Source organism: Citrobacter sp. RHBSTW-00881 (assembly GCF_013728515.1).
Lineage (GTDB): Bacteria > Pseudomonadota > Gammaproteobacteria > Enterobacterales > Enterobacteriaceae > Citrobacter > Citrobacter braakii.
This window is the reverse complement of sequence record NZ_CP056269.1, coordinates 881,449-901,915: the sequence shown is the minus strand read 5'-3', so window position 1 is coordinate 901,915 and position 20,467 is coordinate 881,449. Positions and strand designations below refer to the sequence as shown.

Annotated in this window: 17 protein-coding genes; 2 read left to right on the top strand and 15 right to left on the bottom strand. The window is 51.3% G+C overall.

All coding sequences use genetic code 11. The features are described 5' to 3' along the window. Positions 1-36: 36 nt before the first annotated feature. From HV311_RS04370 to HV311_RS04355, 4 genes are all read right to left on the bottom strand, one after another. Positions 37-1,455, bottom strand: coding sequence for a DUF1116 domain-containing protein (locus HV311_RS04370; RefSeq protein ID WP_016154297.1), 1,419 nt, complete (start codon positions 1,453-1,455; stop codon positions 37-39). Further along, on the bottom strand, positions 1,455-3,002 hold the full coding sequence (gene fdrA / locus HV311_RS04365) for an acyl-CoA synthetase FdrA (protein WP_016157393.1): 1,548 nt from the start codon (positions 3,000-3,002) through the stop codon (positions 1,455-1,457). The genes HV311_RS04370 and fdrA overlap by 1 nt, the downstream gene beginning before the upstream one ends. Beyond that, positions 2,980-3,768, bottom strand: a complete 789-nt coding sequence (locus HV311_RS04360; protein ID WP_191220757.1) for a DUF2877 domain-containing protein — start codon at positions 3,766-3,768, stop codon at positions 2,980-2,982. Before HV311_RS04360 ends, fdrA begins: the two co-directional genes overlap by 23 nt. A gap of 126 nt (positions 3,769-3,894) precedes the next feature. After that, positions 3,895-4,500 carry an ankyrin repeat domain-containing protein gene (locus HV311_RS04355; RefSeq protein WP_016157395.1) on the bottom strand — a complete coding sequence of 202 codons (606 nt, stop codon included), beginning with the start codon at positions 4,498-4,500 and terminating at the stop codon, positions 3,895-3,897. A 391-nt stretch (positions 4,501-4,891) separates the two neighbouring features. Here HV311_RS04355 and HV311_RS04350 point away from each other — a divergent pair, with 391 nt between their 5' ends. After that, positions 4,892-5,821 (top strand): LysR substrate-binding domain-containing protein, encoded by a 930-nt coding sequence (locus HV311_RS04350; RefSeq protein WP_016154301.1) that lies wholly within the window; start codon positions 4,892-4,894, stop codon positions 5,819-5,821. A gap of 42 nt (positions 5,822-5,863) precedes the next feature. Here HV311_RS04350 and HV311_RS04345 read toward each other — a convergent pair whose 3' ends face one another. From HV311_RS04345 to pgaA, 6 genes are all read right to left on the bottom strand, one after another. Beyond that, a complete protein-coding gene (locus HV311_RS04345; RefSeq protein ID WP_016157396.1) occupies positions 5,864-6,136 on the bottom strand; it encodes a GNAT family N-acetyltransferase in 273 nt (90 codons plus the stop codon). 11 nt (positions 6,137-6,147) lie between these two features. After that, complete coding sequence (yjdI, locus tag HV311_RS04340; protein ID WP_016154303.1) at positions 6,148-6,378, bottom strand: 4Fe-4S mono-cluster protein YjdI; 231 nt, start codon at positions 6,376-6,378, stop codon at positions 6,148-6,150. 82 nt (positions 6,379-6,460) lie between these two features. After that, positions 6,461-6,967: a poly-beta-1,6-N-acetyl-D-glucosamine biosynthesis protein PgaD gene (gene pgaD / locus HV311_RS04335; RefSeq protein WP_049041934.1), complete on the bottom strand. Its 507-nt coding sequence runs from the start codon at positions 6,965-6,967 to the stop codon at positions 6,461-6,463. Then, the gene (gene pgaC, locus HV311_RS04330) at positions 6,964-8,298 is read right to left on the bottom strand and encodes a poly-beta-1,6-N-acetyl-D-glucosamine synthase (protein WP_191220756.1); all 1,335 of its coding nucleotides are present in this window, start codon (positions 8,296-8,298) and stop codon (positions 6,964-6,966) included. Before pgaC ends, pgaD begins: the two co-directional genes overlap by 4 nt. Further along, entirely contained in the window at positions 8,295-10,316 is a 2,022-nt protein-coding gene (pgaB, locus tag HV311_RS04325; protein ID WP_191220755.1) for a poly-beta-1,6-N-acetyl-D-glucosamine N-deacetylase PgaB, read from the bottom strand. The genes pgaC and pgaB overlap by 4 nt, the downstream gene beginning before the upstream one ends. Before the next feature lie 9 nt (positions 10,317-10,325). Then, entirely contained in the window at positions 10,326-12,788 is a 2,463-nt protein-coding gene (gene pgaA, locus HV311_RS04320; RefSeq protein ID WP_191220754.1) for a poly-beta-1,6 N-acetyl-D-glucosamine export porin PgaA, read from the bottom strand. 949 nt (positions 12,789-13,737) lie between these two features. Here pgaA and HV311_RS04315 point away from each other — a divergent pair. After that, on the top strand, positions 13,738-14,274 hold the full coding sequence (locus tag HV311_RS04315; RefSeq protein WP_047414402.1) for a GNAT family N-acetyltransferase: 537 nt from the start codon (positions 13,738-13,740) through the stop codon (positions 14,272-14,274). Positions 14,275-14,502: 228 nt separating this feature from the next. On the opposite strand, the gene vexE is transcribed toward HV311_RS04315, so the two are convergent. Genes vexE through vexA form a run of 5 tightly spaced genes read right to left on the bottom strand, consistent with a single transcriptional unit; the run spans position 14,503 to position 20,424 of the window. Next, positions 14,503-16,485 carry a Vi polysaccharide transport protein VexE gene (gene vexE / locus HV311_RS04310; protein WP_191220753.1) on the bottom strand — a complete coding sequence of 661 codons (1,983 nt, stop codon included), beginning with the start codon at positions 16,483-16,485 and terminating at the stop codon, positions 14,503-14,505. A 19-nt stretch (positions 16,486-16,504) separates the two neighbouring features. After that, positions 16,505-17,809, bottom strand: a complete 1,305-nt coding sequence (gene vexD / locus HV311_RS04305; RefSeq protein WP_191220752.1) for a Vi polysaccharide ABC transporter inner membrane protein VexD — start codon at positions 17,807-17,809, stop codon at positions 16,505-16,507. 22 nt (positions 17,810-17,831) lie between these two features. After that, positions 17,832-18,527, bottom strand: a complete 696-nt coding sequence (vexC, locus tag HV311_RS04300) for a Vi polysaccharide ABC transporter ATP-binding protein VexC (RefSeq protein ID WP_047499332.1) — start codon at positions 18,525-18,527, stop codon at positions 17,832-17,834. A gap of 25 nt (positions 18,528-18,552) precedes the next feature. Continuing rightward, positions 18,553-19,347 (bottom strand): Vi polysaccharide ABC transporter inner membrane protein VexB, encoded by a 795-nt coding sequence (gene vexB / locus HV311_RS04295; RefSeq protein WP_047499331.1) that lies wholly within the window; start codon positions 19,345-19,347, stop codon positions 18,553-18,555. A 9-nt stretch (positions 19,348-19,356) separates the two neighbouring features. Beyond that, positions 19,357-20,424: a Vi polysaccharide ABC transporter protein VexA gene (vexA, locus tag HV311_RS04290; RefSeq protein WP_016154313.1), complete on the bottom strand. Its 1,068-nt coding sequence runs from the start codon at positions 20,422-20,424 to the stop codon at positions 19,357-19,359. Positions 20,425-20,467: the final 43 nt, after the last annotated feature.

Here is a 20,467-nt window from a genome sequence, read left to right as displayed (position 1 = left end):
CTACTGTGGGGCTAACAGCGTTAGCCCCGATTGTTGTTATTGGCAGTAGCGGTCGCGCCAGTTGAGGATCGCCTTTTCAAAACAGGCGAACGGCGGATGGACTATTCCGGCGCCGATCATGCCGATCCCTGCATCTTTGTGCGCAATTGCGGTGTTAATCACCGGCAGAATGCCGGTGCTACCCACGCGCGTAATGTCGATAGCGGTCGGTACGCCCATAAAACCAAGTAACGGAATGGTAACGTTGGGGTTTTCGCCGAGAGTGATTTCACGCATCTGGCGAGAGAAATCGACCGCCTCTTCAACCGTACCGCCCACCAGCGCCACGATGGCCGGTGCCGTGGCCATGGCAAAACCGCCGATGCCGTAGGTTTCGGTAATTGCGCTATCACCGATATCACGTCCGGAATCTTCGGGCTTATAGCCCGCAAACATCGGGCCAATCACCTGCTGCGCCGGACCGGTAAACCACTGACCCGGTAAGCCGCTGATGCGCAGACCGAATTCAACGCCGTTACGCGCCATCGTCGTGACTACGGTGCTGTATTCGATCCCGTGTGCGGCGTCCATTGCGGCTTTACACATCGCCATCCAGGTCGGTCCGGAGAAGTAATCGCTGCTGAGGACGAACTCGAATACCTCACGCTGCTGCTCAACCGGATAGCCGGTCTGAATAATCCACGGCGTCAGTGCCTGTATCAGTAGCGCCGTCCCGGCGTTATTGCGGTTATGACACTCATCGCCCATGTGCAGCGCCTGCGCCAGCATCAGGCGCAGATCGATTTCGCCCGCCAGCTTCATGGCGTCGCGCAGCATCGGTCCCATCACATCGCGCATCCAGTTCAGGCGATCGATAACGCTCTGATCGTTCGCGCCCATGCGCAGGATCTTCGCCATCTGCTCGCTCATATTGGTATATGCGCGGTTGCCGTAGGTTTTGTTCTCGACGATGTGCATAAACATCGACGCCGACGTCACACCCGCCATCGAACCGACACAGTCATGCTCGTGGCACGGTGAGAAGATGATTTCACCCGAGGCGGCCAGGTCGGCGGCTTCATCCAGATCTTTCGCCAGCCCTTCAAACACCAAAGCCCCGGTGACCGCGCCCTTCATTGCGCCGCACATTTTTTCCCAGCAGATGGGCGGTCCGGCGTGCAGGATGGTGTTGCGGGTCATGCCCGGCACGACGTTGATCGCCTGGTCATAGCCAATCAGCACCGGATGCGACTGGATAATGCGTTCCAGCGCCTGCTGGTTAGCGGCAGCGATTTTGTCAGCCAGCGGCGAATCGGCAATTTCGTCCAGTGCGGCCACGACCTGCATGTTGCCCTGGCCCGGCGGCGTCCAGTCGAGCTGGGTCACGGGAACATTCTGCTTTTTCAGGTCATCGCTGAACATCGCGATGCCGACGTTAATCACGTTCAGCGGCTGGTTAAACAGTGTCTGGCTCATCAGGCTTCCTCCCCTTTACAGATAAATTCACGCGCCAGCAATCCGGTATTGGTGCTACTGCTCGCCCAGATCACGCCTGCATCGGTCAGCATCTGGCACTGTTTTTCCAGCGACGGCGTATCGAGATCGGTTCCCAGCACGTAGCCGAGGATCTCAAGCGGACGCCCCTCTGCGGCGGCGATCGCTTTGGCTTCGACGATCGCCTCGATCATCACGCCAACCGGATCTTCATGTGACCCATATCCAAGAACGAAGTCCATAACGATCACGCCGACTTCAGGATCGCGTGCTTCCTGCAACAGACGACTAATGCGGTTGGTTGGATCGATCATCGGGTGCGGTTTACCGTTGGTAAAATCGTCATCTCCGAAATCAAGGAAGGTATGTCCCACGCTGCGGTTGAGATCTGTCAGGCGAAAAGCCGGATCCGGATGAATGTTGCTGTAAACTTCTGCATGTTTTTCCATGGCAGCAAACATCGCCTCATCGCACAGCGTGCCGCCACAGAACAAGCCGCGAATGTACTTTTGCTGCGGGGTCAGGCGGGCGCGGACCTCTTCAATCAGCGGCCAGTTGAGCGGATGCAGATCCAGACTCTCTTTTTTCACGCCAGTCAGCAGAACCGCTTTCAGCGCCGCCTCTTTAGTGCCGCGTGCAAACAGCAGACCGTTTTCATCCGCAGGCGCGGCTTCACGTCCGAGGAAACACACCACGACGGGCTTATGGCAGGCGCGCGCACGTTCCAGCACCTTGCGCGCTACTGTTGGCGCAGGAGGTTTGGAGATAAGCGCGATGATCTCGGTTTGCGGATCGGCCTCTAGCATACCAATCGCGTCAAGCATCATCAGGCCGCCAATCTTTTCGCTCAGATCGCGTCCACCGGTGCCAATCAGTTGGGAAATCCCGCCGCCAAACTCGTGAATGCGTACGCTCAGCTCCTGGCTACCGGTACCGGAGGCGCCAACAATTCCGATGTTGCCGCGACGCACCGCATTGCCAAAACACAGCGCCGCGCCGTTAATAATGGCGGTTCCACAATCGGGCCCCATCATCAGCAGCCCTTTTTCATGCGCCAGTTGCTTGAGCGCCAGTTCGTCTTCAAGAGAGACGTTGTCAGAAAACAGCATCACGTTGAGGTTATTTTGCAGCGCCTGACGCGCTTCACGCGCGGCAAACAGACCATTGACCGAGATCACCGCCAGGTTGCTGTCAGGAACATGCTTCTTCGCACTGGCAAGCGTGGCATAACGCGCTTCATGCTGCCCCCCCTGCTCTTTATGCGTAAACAAATCTTCAATCGCCACCAGCGTCTGATCGTTCGCCGCCTCGCTGGCACCTTTAATGACAATCATCAGGTCGCCACTTTTCGCCTCTTCAAGTTCAGGCGTGAGCAGACCGAGATTCTTCAGTACGCCCTTATTCATTTCTGTCGCCATAGCCACGAACGCCTGCTCAACGCCATCGAGCTTATTTGCGCGTGTGGAGATAGACATCAGTGAGACAGAATCAAAATACGTGTTCTTTTTAACAACTATCCTGATCGACATAATTCCCTCCGGACCTGTGGCTCAGGGCGCAGGCATCCGCCATGCCATACAGCATGTCGCAGCCAGAACTTGAGCCGATATTTTTAATGTCAGTAATATATTGCGTAGAAACGGGTTGTTGCTCAGTAATAATATGGTTCAGCAGCCGTCCGACGCTTTCCCTATAACGTTGATGAAAGGCTTCCTCTAGCGTTATTTTGCTGAGTAGCGTGGTATTATTTCCGGCACGTTGTAAGACTGCTAAAAAATCATCACGATATTTCCCCAGCGGATGTCCCGGAATAAATAAAATAGTGCTTAAGCCCACTAAATAATCATCAGATGAAGGCGTCAGACCAATCCCCAGACCAATTAAATGGCTGACCGCTGTAGAGATATTTTCTCCTGTATGCAACGCCGCCAGTAATGTTTGTCGGCGACTCAGTAATTGACGGGTGATTTCCAGATAAAACGGGTTATCCCCCTGGTACAGAAATAATGTGTCAGCGCTTCTTAGCTGTTGGCGGATAACCTCTTCCCAGCGCAGCCAGCGGATTGCAGCAAGGCTTATTGCATCAGGCCTCCACTGTGGTATGCGCCACGGCAGACAACCGGAAGTTTCTATCCATTTATCGTTGCCAACGGCTATCCCCGATTCGGTAAAACTGACTCTCTCACCGGGGTGAAACAGCTCTTCACAATGCGTCAGCGCCAGCCGACAGCTGTTAGGCGCGTTATCACAACCTTCACTCAGTAACGTCAGCAACCGCTGCTGTTCAGGTATCAACAGGTTTACCGCGCGGGAAAAAACCTGTTCAACCCGTCCCGTTCCCCGGAAAGCGAGAAACGCGCCGTCTGCGGTTAGCGCCCGTACGCATCGCCGTGATGGCGTAGCGATAGTGGCGCTCCTCTGTCAGGCTCCGGCCGCAATCAGCAGCTCGGCAATTTCGTGGTATCCTTTCTCCCGCGCCAGCTCCAGCGGGGTTTTACCGTATTTATCCGTCATGTGCGGGTTTGCGCCATGGTCGAGCAGCAGCTTGACGATTTCCTGCTGTTTCGCGCCGCCGTCATTAAGCACGATGGCTTCCAGTAACGGCGTCCAGCCGACAAAGTTGGTATGATTAACATTGATATCGGTACGCAGCAGCAGTTCGCGCACGATCTCTACATGACCTTTTTCGCTGGCTGGCGTAATACCGACGCCGCCAAAACGGCTCAGGCAATTAAGATCGGGGTTGGCCGGTAATACGGTACGCAGCAGCGTTAAATCGTTAGTCAGACAGCTAATCAGGAATGGATTAAAACAGGTTTGATCCTGTTTATTAATATCGGCACCGGCAGCAATCAATAAAGAAACACAGTCATAATGTTTATTCAGGCTGGCAATAATTATGGCAGTGCGCCCCTGGCGGTTAGTGGCATTAATATCCACATTTTTTGCCAGGCAGGATTTTAATCCATCGGCATCACCCTGCTCTGCCGCCAGCAGAAATTCAGTAATGAGTTCTTTCTCTGACATAATCGCTCTCCTGCAGTTTTTTAGACTTTTTAAATATCCGATAAGCTGAGAATAGCAACAGAGTGCAGAGAATAATATCCGCTTAAATTTCATTCATCGTAAGCGTGTCGATTATTGAATCAAATTTAACAATGAGAACAAAACGTGCTGTAGTGCAATCTTTTCCTTATGACAGAGCCGCTTTTAGCCATTAATCAGTTGTCAGGAAAATCAGGCGTGATGCTACACGGATAGCGGCCTGCAATTAATATACAGAAGTGTGATTGCCTTCAAATCAATTGTAAAACTAGTGTTAAATTCTGTTCAAAACTGATTGCTCTGCATAAGGATTACAAATACATTCAACAATCATCGCGTCGCGGATGTGCGTTTGTCGCCGGAGGGGAGGAAGATGAATTCAATTTTTACCGAGGAAAACCTGCTGGCATTTACGATGGCAGCCCGCTACAGCAGCTTCAGCAAGGCGGCTGAGGAACTTGGCTTAACCACATCAGCAATTAGTTACACCATTAAGCGCATGGAGCTGGGGCTCGACGTGGTGCTGTTTACCCGCAGTACCCGCAGCATTGAGCTGACTGAGTCCGGACGCTATCTGTTTCGCAAGGCGACCGACCTGCTCAACGATTTCCACGCCATCAAGCGCAGTATTGATACCATTGCTCAGGGCATTGAAGCCCGGGTACGCATCTGTATTAATCAACTGTTGTATACCCCTCAACATACGGCACGACTGCTGCAGGTACTCAAGAAACAGTTTCCAACCTGCCAGATAACCGTCACCACCGAGGTGTATAACGGCGTCTGGGATTCGATCATTAACAACCTCGCCAACATCGCTATCGGCGCGCCGGATACGTTACTGGACGGCGGGGGGATTGATTACACCGAGATCGGCGCGATCCGTTGGTCGTTTGCGATTGCCCCGGATCATCCGCTGGCTTTTATGCCTGAACCGATTTCTGAGAGCCAGCTGCGCCTGTACCCGAACATCATGGTGGAAGACACCGCGCACACCATCAACAAGAAGGTCGGCTGGCTGTTACACGGACAGGAGTCGATTCTGGTTCCTGATTTTAATACCAAATGCCAGTGCCAGATCCTGGGTGAGGGCATCGGTTTTCTGCCGGACTATATGGTACGCGAGGCGATGGAAAAGTCGTTGCTGGTCACGCGGCAGATCCACAACCCGCGTCAGGATTCAAGGATGCTGCTGGCGACCCAGCATTCGGCCACCGGTCGTGTAACCCAGTGGATTAAAAAAGAGTTTGGCCCACAAGGGGTATTGACGGGAATTTATCAGGATTTGCTGCATCGGGAGTGATGCGCCGGACGGCGGTCATGCCTTCCGGCGCACGTAAGATTATCAGGCGCGAATATCGTCGTACTCGCGGGTTTTATCAAACTCATGTTTGGCAAACGGGCACAGCGGAATAACTTTGCGGTTTTCGGCGCGCATTTTCTCCACCACCTTCGCCACCAGCAGTTTACCGACTCCCTGGCCTTTCAGGCTGGGGTCGACATCGGTATGTTCAATGATGCTCAGATGTTCACCCGTCGGCACGAAGACAATCTCGGCAACCTGATTGCCTTCGGCATCGTTAACATAAAATTTGTTGTGGCCTGCAAGAATTTCCATGGTCCCCTCACTCATTTCTGGCGATATTTCAGCGCACCGCTCGGACAGGTATCAATCACTTTAATGACCGTCGCGACATCCACTTCATCCGGAATGATCCACGGTTTACGTTTCAGGTTAAAAAGCGCTGCGCTTCCCCGCACGCAGTTGCCCGAATGTTGACATATCGCCGTATTGAAGTAGACGTCAATCTTCTCGCCGGTATAGGCCCGGTAACCGGCATCCAGTAGTTCCTTATCCACGACATTGCCTCGCATTTTTTTATTGTCTGGGTCTAATCATAGACCTGTGCGAGGCTGAAGGAAGCAGCTGAAAGTAGAAATATCACTCAGGCCTTTTCTGCCACGACGGCTGCGGCTCAGGCGGCAAATACTCCAGCATCGCAGGCGTCGGCGGCGGTAGACGGTTATCGGCGATGTCCCTGTCCACATCGATATGACTGATTTCACCACTTTCATGATGGTGAACCGTCAGCACCCGCGCTTTGTTCAGCTCTGTCACCAGTTCCCGGGTAATACGTAAACTTTCCGCCAGCTCATGATCTTCCAGTCCGGGCCTGCGACTGCGACGTTCCACCCGAAAACGAAACTGGTTGTACTTCGCCCAACCAATCAGCACCAGTCCGTTGACCAGCGCGACAAGGATGTAAAACGTGACCGTATCCAGCGTGGTGAAAAAGGGTCGCACGCCTATATAAGGTGAGTGCGCCAGAGCGGTGATCAGCCCTTTATAGATCAAATATAAAAAGCCAACCCAGGCAAAAAGCGTTAACAACACGTCAATGATGCGCGGCAGCAAACGCTGCTCCGTAAAGATCAGCGGCTGGCTCATGATTCGATCCTCCCAATTCCACGATCGGGACTCACCCAACGCGCCCTGCCGCGTTTGCGTTTGAGCATTACTTTCGGGAAAGCGACCAGCGTGGTGAACAGGCTTAGCATCCAGTACACCACCGGGAACCAGATAATCCAGAACAACGACGCGCCAATGCCTTTTTCATAGCGCCGCTCAATCATCAGACTCACCGCAAACTGCAGCAAGCACACCACGCCGAGGATTAGCCCAGTAAAGGCCGGCGGGAACAGATGTTGTACATACAGCGAGTCCGGCATCGGGATCATCAGCCCTAACAGGAACAGCACGATACTGATCGCATAAGCAAACGCCCAGGTGGTAGAAAAACAGAACTCAAAAAACAGCGGCCACATACGGCGATATTCCCATGACCACAGGCGGCGCATGTTCACGATAAACACCTCCGCACCGCCTTGCGCCCAGCGCAGTCGTTGTTTCCATAACCCTCTTAACGTTTCAGGCATCAGGATCCAGCACAGTGCGCGCGGTTCAAAGAATATCGACCAGTGGCGCAATTGCAGCTTCCAACTGATATCGATGTCTTCGGTGATCATGTCCGGGCTCCAGTAACCGACCTCGGCCAGCGCGCGACGACGAAACGCAGCAACCACGCCGGAAACGGTAAAGATCTGCCCATAAACTCGCTGAGTGCGCTTAATCAAGCCGATAATGGAAGAAAACTCCCCGACCTGCACCCGACCGATTAAGGTGGAGCGGGTTCGAATACGTGGGTTCCCGGTCACCGCACCGACGCGCGGGAACTGGATCAGCGGCGCCACAATATAGGCAACGGCATCACGGTCCAGTAACGCATCGCCATCAATACACACCAGGTAATCACTGCGCGCCGCTGCTGCCCCGGTCTTGAGCGCCAGCGCTTTGCCCTGGTTTTCAGCCAGATGAATCACCCGCAGACTGGGGTATTCCACCGCCAGTTGTTCCAGCACGTCGTGGGTGTCATCCGTTGAACCATCGTTAATGGCAATCACTTCAATATTTTTATATCGCTGCCCCAGCGCGGCCTCAATGGTTTCGCGCGCATTGATCCCTTCGTTAAAACAGGGGATCAGAATGGAAACCAGCGGATTCCCCTCCAGCGTCGGTGGCGGTGTGTCATCTCCCCATTTCCAGTGACGCTCACGGTAGAACCAGAAATAGACCCCGCCGCTTATCCACAAAGCAGACATAAACAAGGGCCAGAAGAAGACGAAGTTCAACATCACTTCACCTGTAAAGATGACCGCCACGCCAAACGGCAGGCTGAACATCAGGCAAAGTATCAGGAAAGCAATTATGCGATCGGTCATTTTTGCGGGTACCAGTATGAGGAGAACGTCGAGCGAATCTCTGACATCTCAGGTTTGTCGCTGATGAAATCATCCGGGTAATAGCCGTAGTTACCTGCACCGCTTAATTTCAGCTGGCGCATCCATTCGGCTATTTGTTTTCCGCTGATTTCAGCCTCGTCCCCGGATTTACGCCAGTCTCGTGCCTGTAGTTCAAACACGGTTTTGTCCAGCGCGCCGGGCGTTTGTGCAACGGCATTCACTAATCTGTCGAGCCAGGCGTTGGCATCATTAGCCGGGATCTGCTCCATGAAAGGCATCGCCATTGGTGCCGTCCAGTCATAGGTATTGAGGAAATCATTCAGGTTCTGCGCAAACCAGGCTTCACTCTCCGGCTCCAGTACCGGCATCGCGTAAATATTGCGCGCCGTTTGCACCTGCGGACCGCGAATATTACGCACCGCCTGGGTCAGTTGTTTGGTGAAGTCGATCAGCACCTTACTTTTCAGTCGCGTCCAGCGCTCGAACGCCTGTGGATTGCTACGGATTTGCTCAATGCTTCCGGGAAGCCCTACGGCGCGGTAGGCAGCCAACGCCTCCGGTGACGCGTCTTCAAAGTCCGTCAGGAAAGCATCGTCATGGAACAAAATCCCTTTGAAGCTGGCGTGTTTGGCCAGGTCTTCATAGATTTCAGTGATGCGCTGACGCGCTTCGCTGCTCCAGGGGGACAGACGGACATAGTTCTCGCGGTTGATCGCTGTACGTCCCGTTTTCGGATCCCAGGCGGTTACGCGTGGGATGGAAGCGTCGAGATCGAAAGCCAGAACCGGCATCCAGGCATACACCGTCACCCCTGCCCGCGTTTGTAACTGCCAGGAGATATAGTTAAAGAGGTCGGCACGCATCGGCAGCCAGCGGTTAGGGAAATAGAGCTCGCGAATATTTCCGTCGCCCTGCGGATCGGCGTAGGCCTGCAGGAAGACATGAGAAATACGCATGTCATAAACGCGCTGGATAAGCTTGTCGATGTTTCGCTTCTGCTGAGCCGGGTCCTTGTCATACACGTAATCCAGATCGACATGCATCACACGCATCGTCTGCGGTTCACGTACCTGAGCGACCTGGCTGGCAAAGCGCTTAAGAGAGGGGTTATCAGAGATTAGCACGCGCGGGATGTCATCAAGAAACGCGGCATTCGCCAACCCTTCGTTGAGCGTGAAGGCCATCTTATAGCCATGCTCTTTAGCCAGGTTTAACGTTGTGCCATTGGCCGCACCGTAAGGCCAGACCCACGCGCGCGGTGATTTCCCGGTCACCGATTTGATCTTGTTGGTGATGAGAGAGATATCCGCGTTTATACGGCGCGTGTACTGTTCATCCGTTTCGTAAGTGCCGGTTTTCTTATCATACAGGCGGTTCGCCACCGCCGGTTCTTTACTTCCCTGCGGGTTGGCTTGTGCACCGAAATGCGAATTCCAGGTGTGCGCACCGACTTCCACCAACGGTGATTTGCCCATCTCTTCGACCATTTTCCAGGTAGCGAATTTATCTCGCGCCGTCATTAAGCCACCAAAATCGACTTTTTTGTTGGCGGGAGCATCAACCCAACTCCCCACCGGCGCCCAGAGCGCAGGCCAGTTATAGGCTTTCAGCAGCGGCCAGACGCGGGTATAAAAACTGCTATATCCGTCATCAAAGGTGAGTAATACCGCTTTTTCCGGCAACACGATTTTACCGTCATGGGCGTCCAGGATTTGCTGCACGCTGATCGGGTTATAGCCATTATCACGCAGCCAGGCCATTTGGTCGCTCAACGCGCTGGTCCGCACAGAAAGATAGCGCTGGTCGGCGGCACCATCCTCGACATCGTGGTAGCCGAGCACCAGGAAGCTATTTTTCGGCCACGGATGATCCGCCGTCAGCGGCGTTCTCTCTGCGGGAGGAACGTAGCGAGGCGTTGTATTGTGCGCGCTACTGCACGCGGTAATCATCAACCAGCCAGCGATTAATGCGCTAAGCCACAGGCATCTTTTCAGCATGAACAATCCTTAAAACCTGACATTTAAATCGAAAGCGAGGGAGATATTCCGCTCACGTTTACCGTCGTAGGGGCGTTTATCCCAAATCAGCATCACCCCGCCATCTACGACGTTGTTCCATTTGAGCCGTTGTCCGTATCCCACCTGAACGATGGCACCAGCGTCCTGGCCTTGCTGCCAATAGCCACCTACGCCAGCCAGACCTTGCTGCGTCCACACGGTGTCATAATGGCGGTAAAGAACCTGCTCCGCGCTCAGACCCGGTACCACGGAAAAATCACTCTTCGGGTTGTAATACGGCACATTCTCTTTGGTGTTGGTGCTCCCGCCGATGCCCGGGGTAAAGTCCAGGGTGAAGCGCGGCGTTGTCCAAATGCGCTCTTTTCCGCTGAGTCCGTATTCGATGCGATCGTTACCATCTGAGAAATGTGATGCGGCAAACGACAGTTGATATTCACGTCGTTCGTTTTGATACCAGCGAACAAACATATCGCCGCCGTTGGCATACACGCCGCTACGCAGCGCGCGCAGTGGCGTATTACGCGACAAGCGCTCGGCCGAACCGCCTACGCGCCAGTTGTCATTGAAGTCATGCCAGCCGGAAAGACGACCGCCAATTTTCTGACCATCGCCATAATTTCGGCCAGAGACTTCCATTTCTGCCCAGTAGTCGCGGGAAGTCCATTCCGCCCCCGCAGCCAGATCGCGGCTGATGCCTTTACCTTCCTCAAATTCGCCGGTAGCAAAGTTGAATCCAGTAAACAATCGCCAGTTGTCGTTAATTGGCGGACTGTAAATGGCAGTATTGATGTTGAAGTCATTCTTACCGCTGACCGGGCTATCGGACGAGATCCCTTGTGTGCCGCTAATGCGCACTTCCGACATTTTGTGGACATCACGAATACGCGCGAGGCGCAGCGTCGCTTCATCATCCGGGCTACGGGCGATGACGTCATCCGTCAGTTCATCGGCCTGCCTCCATTCCTGGAGATCCAACGCAACATAAGCCTGCTGACGCTCCAGTTCCAGGTTACTTGGCTCAATCACTTCCGCCAGCTTCAGCTCTTTCTCCGCCGCATGCGGCAAGCCACGTGCTTCAAGAACGGAGGCATAAGATATGCGCAGCCCCTGGTTACCTGAACCTGTTCGCGCCAGATGCTCTGCGAGCTTTTCAGCCTCAGGTAGTTCATTGGCAGCAATATAATATTGCGTCAGCATCGACTGTCCGAGCAGCCAGTTATCGTTAGGCTGTGGCGTTGGCGAACCATAGATGCGTCGCAGGTACGGACTCTCTTTGATTAGGTTTTCGGCCTGTTTTTTAGCGGCATCAAAGTTTTCATTATCGATATGCGCGTAGAACAGATCCTGTTGATCCTCAGGACCAAGCGGCGTAACGGGAATCGGTCCATTCGGGTAGTAGATGCTCATCAGCATCGCTTCGGTTTTTTCTGGCTGGCGTTCGCTTAACCATGCCGATGCTACCCAGCGTTTTGCGTAGTTTGGTACTTCGCCGCTCGCAGAAAGCGATTCGTATTCCTTAATCACTTCAGACGTTCGCTTACGAACCAGCAAAGCCCCCATGCGGTCAATTCTCGCCCGACGGACATCATTCTGCGCGGACGGCTCATCCTTCCAGGCAGCCAGCAACTGGTCATAGCGGGCCAGCGCTTTATCCGCCACGATAAACCGCTCTTCTTCATTACGTGCGGACGTATAGGAGGAACGTACCATTTCGGCGGCCGCATCAAGCTCAAGGCGGCGCTTCACAGGATCTGCCGTAGGCACTACCTCCGCCATATTTAAGGCGGGCCCGGAAACACGGTTTGCTGACAGAGCAGACAGCAGCGTGGATTTTGCATTTTTGTTGCCAGGATCAACGTCATCCGCCTGGCTGGCAACCAACAGCGCGTCCCAGTTTTTCCCCTGAGAATGATATACGTAGGCAAGTAGCGCATCGGAGTCAGCCCCCGGATGTGCCTGTGCCCATTTATTCGCTTCAGTAAGGGCTTGCTGATTGTAGCGAGCATCTGCCAACGTCATTATCCAGCCGGTGCGTACGTCAACGTTGTCAGGATCTTCCTGTAAAACGCTTTCCCATACCGCCAATGAATCATTCCAGTTTTTCTGGTTACGGTACGCACGTGCAGCGGCGACTTTGCCGCGCGCAGGCACATCCATCTGCCCACGATAGCGCTGCCAGATTTCAATAGTGGCTTTATCGTTGTTATCAACCCAACTGGAAACTTGCAGCCAGTCGGCAACCTGATTTGGCGTTAGCGCGCTTTGCTTTCCCTGATCCTCTAGATAACGCAATAACGGTGCACTATTACCACCCCGCGCTTCAATAACCAAAGCGTCATAATCTGATGTCGCTGCAGAGATTTGCATAGGGAAAAGAACGCTTGCCGTAAATAAACAGCTTAAAGACTTAAAACGTTTAATGAAGTTGGCATGTCGACGCATACTTAACATATCTGCCCTTATAACTTACATCAGAGTAAAAATAAGCGTTTTCAATATATTACAGTCGGTTACTAACGATACCCGACCATGTAAGATGCACTGCCGCTTATTTTGCAATAGGGTTATGAAGCAATTAACTCTTTCGTCTTATTGACTACCCGCGCCTCGCCCTCTAATCGTGGGAAAGCAGGCGTAAACTCGAAAATTTTATCACTCAGCGTAGTTCGTGGCTATGCGATACGAAAACTCTTAGACAAAAAAGTATTTTAGACTAAATAATCCTAATACTCTTGGGATTGAATTCTGGATTTAGATTAAGTTTGCATGACGAAACCTTGTGACGATGATAACTATTGCTGGTTAGCATAGCTACACCGCGCAACTGTTTGCATGGTAACTATTGTGTGCGGATAGAGAAAGTTCTGATAATAATGCCCCTGATAACAACAAAGATAACAATGTAAATAATATAACCTAATTTTAAGTTTCGAACAGGGTCGATAAAATGAAATTAAAGGTACAGTCATAAGCAGAACTAAGTACAGTAAAAAATCAATAAAATCAAATGACTTCTTAACCTATCCTTGAAATCTACCAAAATTGGTATTTTGGTATCCGCCATAATACATGCGCGAAGAATTGTGCATCGCTCAACTCGCTAATGTATTTACCAACTTTGCGTATTATTGACAGTATCAACCCCACTCACTTTACCCTTACAATTTGAAAGCTTATTTACATTGAAAATAATTTATATACCCTAAATAATTCGAGTTACATGAAGGCGGCAAGTGAGTAAATCCCCAGGAGCATAGCGAACTATGTGACTGAAGTGAGCTAGCGTAGCCAACGCACATGCAGCTTAAAGAATGACGGGTATAGACGCATAATTTTTTGCACTTACCTTCCCTCCAGCCTTTGAGGTAATTTGGACAAAGATGCCAATGGGAGCTGGTCAATGAAAATCGTTAACGCTGAAAAAAAACACATCCCCGCCATACGCGATATCTACGCCCATCATGTTATTCACGGTACCGGCAGCTTTGAAACTGACCCGCCGGATACCCGCGAGATGCAGGATCGTCTGGAAAAAATCCGCAGTCTGGGACTGCCATGGGTTGTCGCATTGCAAGAAGATAAGGTCATCGGGTATTGCTATCTCACCCGCTACCGCGAGCGTTATGCCTATCGCTATACACTCGAAGATTCGATTTATATTGACCCGACGGCACAGCGTCAGGGGGTGGGAAAAGCGTTGCTACGCCATGTAATTGAGTGGGCTGAAACGCAGGGTTATCGGCAGTTGATCGCTATCGTCGGCGACAGCAATAATCAGGGATCGCTGAAAGTCCATCAGCAGGCCGGATTTACGAAAATAGGCACGCTGACGAACATTGGATTCAAGCATGGGCTCTGGCTTGATACGGTATTAATGCAACGCAGCCTGGGCACAGGAAACAGTACGCTACCAGCAGATTTCGATGCCGCTATTTAACATTGCTAAGGGATGACTTCAGGATACTGTCTTCTGGTAACCCTCAGACAAACAGAACCACAATCAGGTATCACGTAGCTATTATATAACTCTCCGTTTTTCAGCTCGTTAGAACGGAAAAAGCACCCGAACGTTAATGAACGGATGCTTTCTAAATCGAATAACTCAGTTTTACTTAGCGGGCGGCCCCGCCTGGTGCGCCAAAGGCATCACGGGGCAAACGTCTTTTCAGCCCGAAGATGTTTCATCCCTGCGCGTGATATTTCGCCAAATCCCCCCCGACAGTCTCAGATTTTCAGGCCCGCTATTCAGGATTTGGGTTACACATTTCAGGTAGTTGTCTTTCCAGCGCTCAATAAAAGAAGACTGGCTTTCGAACCTCTGCGGATCGACCATTTTCTCCAAAACAAAATGGATGCGCCCGTCTCGCCACACAGGAACACCAAATACGGTGGGTAGGTGCATTTTCCAGGCAAGTCGGGAGCAAAAGGTGGAGTAGGTAATCTGCTGGCCGAAAAAGTCGATAGTCGGCGCGCTCAAATTCAGCGCGCCGTCGATCGCCACAACAAGCGACTGCCCACTATGTAAGGTCTGTATGCAGGCCCTGACCACGTCCGCTTCGCTTTTGTCACTAACCGAAATCAACCGCTCACCGTAGCCCCCTTTGAGCACGCCAGGCGTGGAAGCCACCCATTTACTGTTCATTTCCAGCAAGGAGAGGATCATCGGCCCGGCATACATTGCGCCCATATGAGCCGATACAACAATGCAACCACGCTTATCGAGCTGCAGCCGTTGGAAAAACTGCTCGACATGCGATATATCGGCCAACCGATACATCGGTTCGTCGGCCTGCTCTCCACGGCATTCAAGCCAGTCGAGGAGATAATTATCGGCAAGATACCCCCACTTCGCCCGGCGTTCCCATTCATGGCGTTCGATACCGGACTGTCTGCCGGCAACTTCCCATGCCCAGTCAAGGCGCTCAGGCGGTAGATTAACGGCAGATATTTGCCCATCAAGCGCCAGCAGCCCCTCTTCGAATGACTGAGGCAGATGGCTTGCTCTGGCCTGAATATAGTGCTCAAAGACGCTTTCCGCTTCGCTTGTTTTCCCCGCCTGTAACAACGCCGCCGCGGCATAACGGTTCCATTTACTGGTCGCCCCTTTTTCCCTTGCCAGTTGTACAAACTCATCGCTGGCAGCAGCGTATTGCCCAACCTGGCGCAGTGCTCGGGCATACATGGCTCTGACATAAGGAAGATCAGGATGAGTCGCGAGCGACTGCTGCAGTAACGGAATGGCTTTCTCATTCTGACCCGTTCTGATTAAGGCATCGGCATACAGGGTCACGATCCGTAAATTATCAGGGTTAAATTGCAGGGCATGACGCCAATGCTCAGCGGCCTGAAGCTTCGCTTCCCGGCTGCGGCCAGATTGATAGTGGGCAAGCCCCAGGCTACGACGCAGCGCTGCACCATCCAACCCACGGGCTAATGCGGACTCCCCAGTCTGAATGGCTTCCTGATATTTACCGACAGCGCACAGCGTATCAACCGCCAGCCCCGCCGACTCCTGCTTTTCTAACGCGAAGAAAGGGAGCAATGCGCGGGCCAGGTCATGATCTTCTGGTAGGCGGCTTTTATTTAAGAAACGGAGGCAGGTCTCAATCATATCTCCCCGCGGGGGAACTTCCTGCGCCTGTGTTCTGGCCAACGAGATTGCCTGTAACTCTTTATCCACCAGCGTCAGGCTGCGCAGATGGAGGGCAAAAATTTTGCTATTGCCCGAAAAAGCGAGCCATGCCCGCTCGGCTAAGTCAGCAACAGTCGCATATTGTTTACTCTTAAGCAGCACGCTTGCGACCAGCAGGACATCCTCCGGCTGGCACACATTCACCGCCAGCAGTTTGTTAACCACCTGTAGTACAGCCTCCCGATGATGTGATGCCAGCGGCGAAATAACCCAGCGTCGCAATAAATCACGGCTATTCTTTGCTGTCAGCACACGGTCGGACAACAAAGTCAGCGCGGCATCTGTTTCATCTTTACGCAAACACGCGATAGCGAAGAGAATAATGTTTTGCTCATTTCCAGCACTATCTCGCACTTTTTCGGGATGCTGCCCGAAATAGTGACATAGCCCCTCCCAATCCTCTTGTTTGAGCAGGGTGGTTGGCGATTTTTTTTTACATGTAGAGTGCAAGCTCATCGTATTTCCTTACTCCGCCTTATTCACGCATCCGCCTGATAGTTATCAGGAGAGAAGTCACCAGGTATGCGATGCCCAGCAACACGAAGAACAGTAACCACTTTGTTCCATCGGCATAGCGAGTGGTGTCAGACACCACCATCGGTTGAGAAATGATCAGCAAATACCGTCTCTCACGTAACGCTTGAAGCTTCCCTTGCTGTAAGGTCTGTAAGGCAGATTCCCAGCGTGTTTTGGCGATCTCACTCTGCAGACGAAGATCTTCAAACAGGGACAGGCTTTCTGAAGAGCCTTGCGACCCTAACTTATTTGACAGGCGGTTACGTTGTTCGCCGATCTGCTTTTCCAGGACCTTGATTTTGGCCGACAGGCGAGGAATAAGGGGGTTCTGATCCAAACCATTAGCCATTAATTGCGCGTATTCCGCTTTCGCCTCCGCCAACTGCGTTTCAAAGCCAGCAATTAATTGATAAATCGCGGTCACGGTTTCCTGCGGTTCAATATCTTTTTGTATATGCTGTATTTTTAGCAATTCAAGCCGAGCGGCCCCCAGATTTTCCTGGGCCGATTTAACATCGTTTTCCAGCCATAAAATCCGTTCCTGCTGCATCCGCGCTGAAACGGTATTAACGTGCTGTTCAGCAAAAGCCAGAATGCGCTGGGCAAAAAACTCAGCCTGTTTCGCACTCCGCGCCTTGACGTTTAAACGCAGCATGCCCTGTTGAATATCGACAGCAACCGAGACTTTCGATAAATAGTAACGATAAGGATCATCATTAATACCCAGCGGTGCGAGGTAGCGGGAAAATAATGCGATATCGTCTTGCGCGAAATAAGATAAAAAACCGAGATCTTTTTCCATCCGCTCCATCATTTCTTTCGAAAGTATAAACTCGCGAACCTGAAAGCCCTCCGACATCTCATTGCCTGCACCAAAGAAAGCTGTTCCAGAAAAATTATCCTGGCTGGCATCAGTTTGCACAATAAAGGTGGCATCCGCGCTATAAAAACGCGAAGTTAATAGCCACGACATAAGCATAATAACCAGCAGCGGCAAAGCAATATAAAGAAAGAGCCGACGTAGCGATTGTTTGGCTTGCTGAACACGTCGCTCTTTAATAACCAATGACGCTCTACGGACGGAATCAGCATCCGTCGCGGACCAACCGGCGTCTGGGCGATGTTGACTTTTCGCATCGGCCGTTTTTTCTGTCTGGCGAAGGGCGCGTTCATCCTCTTTTTGTTTCAGTCGCAAGGCTCGGCTTTCTTCTGCTACCTTCGCCCTTTCCTCTTTCCATTTTTTAATACGTTCTGAATTTTCCACTCTCTATCCGTATATTTTCTATTTATATATCAAAGGAATAATTATCAGTTTGAAGCATCGCCTGATTTGACTGATATTGTTCAAAAAGCGCAGATGCCTGTGCTAAATCTTCACACATCGTAATTTTCCCATGCAGCAGTACGCCAAACGCATGACAGTGTTCTTTAATAAGCCGAGGGTTGCGCGTTAGCACAATCAACCCTTTCTGTTGCAGCTCATAAGCTAGCGCCGCCTGCATACGCAACTGTGAGGTATTATCCCCGGTGTACAGCTTGTCATCGGCAATATAAAGGCGACAGGGAAGCAGTAAATTAATGGCAAATGCCAGATGCGCTTTCATCGTGACAGAATATTCACTCACCCTGTCGGTATAGCGCTGTTCAAGCTGGGTCAATTGATAGCAGAAATGTGAAAACTCATCGCCATCCAGGCCATAAAGACTGGCCATCATGCGCGCATTCTCTTCGCCGGTTAACCCCGGCAGAACAAAAGCATTTGCCCCCAGTGGGAGCGCATCACCCCGTAGCCCAATAAAATCCCCTTCATCAGGAGCATCTATACCGCACAGCAATCGGGTTAGCGTCGTTTTGCCTGAACCAGGGGCCGCCAGAATACCGATATGCTCATGGTAATCCATGACAAAATCTGTTTTATCAAGGACCACCCGCGGGCCCTTATCAGACTCAAAATAGCGTGTACAACCTAATAAACCGAACACGAACGCGTCTCTCCTGAAGCCAAAGTCAGTGATTTTCAGTGTCACAAATCAGGTGAAAAATGATGCCCGCGAGGAATAACGTTGCGGAAAATGCCAGAGGGTAAAGAGGTTCAAGGTACAAGGAGTTATATCCCTCAAACATTCCTTCTCTGACTATCTCATTAGCATGAAGTAGAGGGTTCCAGCTGAATATGCTCAATAATGAATAGGGCAATTCATTCGCCGTATAAAAGACAGCTGAAATCAAAAACATCGGTCTTAGCACCACAGGAACGGCTTTGTAGACCAGCGGAAACCGTTCAGACAGTGCGTCACAAAAGTAACCAAACGATAACCCCAGAAGCCATGCGATAACCATCCCTTCAAAAATCAGGATCGGTTTCTGGGCTTCCCAGCGGGAGAAGATAAGAAAGTTAATTAATGAAACAATAATATAAATGATAACCGCATTAACAAATTCGACTGCGGCAAGAGCAAAAATCACATGTCTTTTCTTAACCTGCGAGACAACCGCCAACGATGTGGAGAATGAACGGGTACGCATGGTTGCGGTAATGGTATAACGAAATAACAGATACGGTAATATACCTGCAATAACAAAGCTGATATCGTCAGTAAATATTGGTACGGTGCGATTTAAATATTGAAAAGAAATAACGGTAATGGTTATCCATACCAGTGGTACGGCCAGCACCATCATATAGTTTAGCAAATTACCGTTATAGCGTGTTTTGATATCGCGTGACATTAACAAAATGATTAACTCACAGACGGTAATGAGTTTCATAAAATAATAAGTATTATTTTTCAAAATATTCATATGGCGACGTTAGAAAGAATTAGAGCCGCGGATCAAAAAGCTATCGAATGCGGCTTTCACCTTAGCGAAATCAGTCAAAGAGGCGTTCGAGATATAGATAACATCGCCGTCTTCCACCCGCATGGCCTGTGCTAAAAACACCGAGTCAGGTTGGCTCATATCGACATGATAGATATTCAGCTTACGCATCTGCTGTTTCGCCTGTTCCGCTTCGTCATGCTTGTACAGAAAAACCGCCTGCGGATCGGCAAGATTGTCGTTTAATCCTTTCGCCAGCGCCAAAGCATCCACTACGCTGGAATGACGCTGAACCAGAGCATGTTTCCCCTGAACACCCGCCGCGCCGAGCACATTAACATACTCGGTCACTTGACGCAGAGTGATACGGTCATCCGGCTGTAAGACAATATCCAACCCGGGATACTGATAAATATCTGACAGTCGCGCATTGAAATAATGCTGCTGGCGCGTCACGTGAACTTCCATCATATCTGCGCTGGTATTTTCTACTGCCGCCGCCGTTGCCAAAAAATGACTAAGACGATTCATACTCTGTTCGAGAGGGTAGCGACCCGTTTTCCCGCTGCCCTCGACCGTCACCATGGCTCCAGTGCGGGCGGTAAGCGTCACCAGCACCTGAGGATTCAGGACAACGCGCGAAAGTCGCTTTCTGATCTCTTCAGCCAGTTGTGTCACATCCAGCCCGGTAACCGGGATTATCCCGGCATAAGGCACCTGAACGATATTACCGTCAGTCACAAGAATATTTTCAAAATCCGCCCGGTCGCCGCTCGCGTTATTGGATAAATACCCCGCCCCGCCCGAGGATAAAATAGTGATATGCAGCACATCGCCTTTAGCCAAAGATGTCCAGTGCCAGTTATTTTCGGCAAAGACCGGATCGACAATAGTTTTCGGCACAGTATCGGCATCACTCAGTTTTAATGTCGGTGTGACTTCAACCAGATGATAATGAGGATCGTCCTGATTAATCAGGCTGGATTTAAATACCGCCCTGGGAATAGTGCATCCCGAAAGCAGAAAAAACGTCGTTAACAATATAATAATTTTTTTCATAACTTATTTTATAAATGAAATAGCTGAAAAAATGCTGCCCATT

What these genes read in the sequence shown, in the direction of transcription:
- HV311_RS04370 (WP_016154297.1), bottom strand. Translation starts at nt 1,455, where the DNA reads ATGAGCCAGACACTGTTTAACCAGCCGCTGAACGTGATTAACGTCGGC.
- fdrA (WP_016157393.1), bottom strand. Translation starts at nt 3,002, where the DNA reads ATGTCGATCAGGATAGTTGTTAAAAAGAACACGTATTTTGATTCTGTC.
- HV311_RS04355 (WP_016157395.1), bottom strand. Translation starts at nt 4,500, where the DNA reads ATGTCAGAGAAAGAACTCATTACTGAATTTCTGCTGGCGGCAGAGCAG.
- HV311_RS04350 (WP_016154301.1), top strand. Translation starts at nt 4,892, where the DNA reads ATGAATTCAATTTTTACCGAGGAAAACCTGCTGGCATTTACGATGGCA.
- HV311_RS04345 (WP_016157396.1), bottom strand. Translation starts at nt 6,136, where the DNA reads ATGGAAATTCTTGCAGGCCACAACAAATTTTATGTTAACGATGCCGAA.
- pgaD (WP_049041934.1), bottom strand. Translation starts at nt 6,967, where the DNA reads ATGAGCCAGCCGCTGATCTTTACGGAGCAGCGTTTGCTGCCGCGCATC.
- pgaC (WP_191220756.1), bottom strand. Translation starts at nt 8,298, where the DNA reads ATGACCGATCGCATAATTGCTTTCCTGATACTTTGCCTGATGTTCAGC.
- pgaB (WP_191220755.1), bottom strand. Translation starts at nt 10,316, where the DNA reads ATGCTGAAAAGATGCCTGTGGCTTAGCGCATTAATCGCTGGCTGGTTG.
- pgaA (WP_191220754.1), bottom strand. Translation starts at nt 12,788, where the DNA reads ATGTTAAGTATGCGTCGACATGCCAACTTCATTAAACGTTTTAAGTCT.
- HV311_RS04315 (WP_047414402.1), top strand. Translation starts at nt 13,738, where the DNA reads ATGAAAATCGTTAACGCTGAAAAAAAACACATCCCCGCCATACGCGAT.
- vexE (WP_191220753.1), bottom strand. Translation starts at nt 16,485, where the DNA reads ATGAGCTTGCACTCTACATGTAAAAAAAAATCGCCAACCACCCTGCTC.
- vexB (WP_047499331.1), bottom strand. Translation starts at nt 19,347, where the DNA reads ATGAATATTTTGAAAAATAATACTTATTATTTTATGAAACTCATTACC.
- vexA (WP_016154313.1), bottom strand. Translation starts at nt 20,424, where the DNA reads ATGAAAAAAATTATTATATTGTTAACGACGTTTTTTCTGCTTTCGGGA.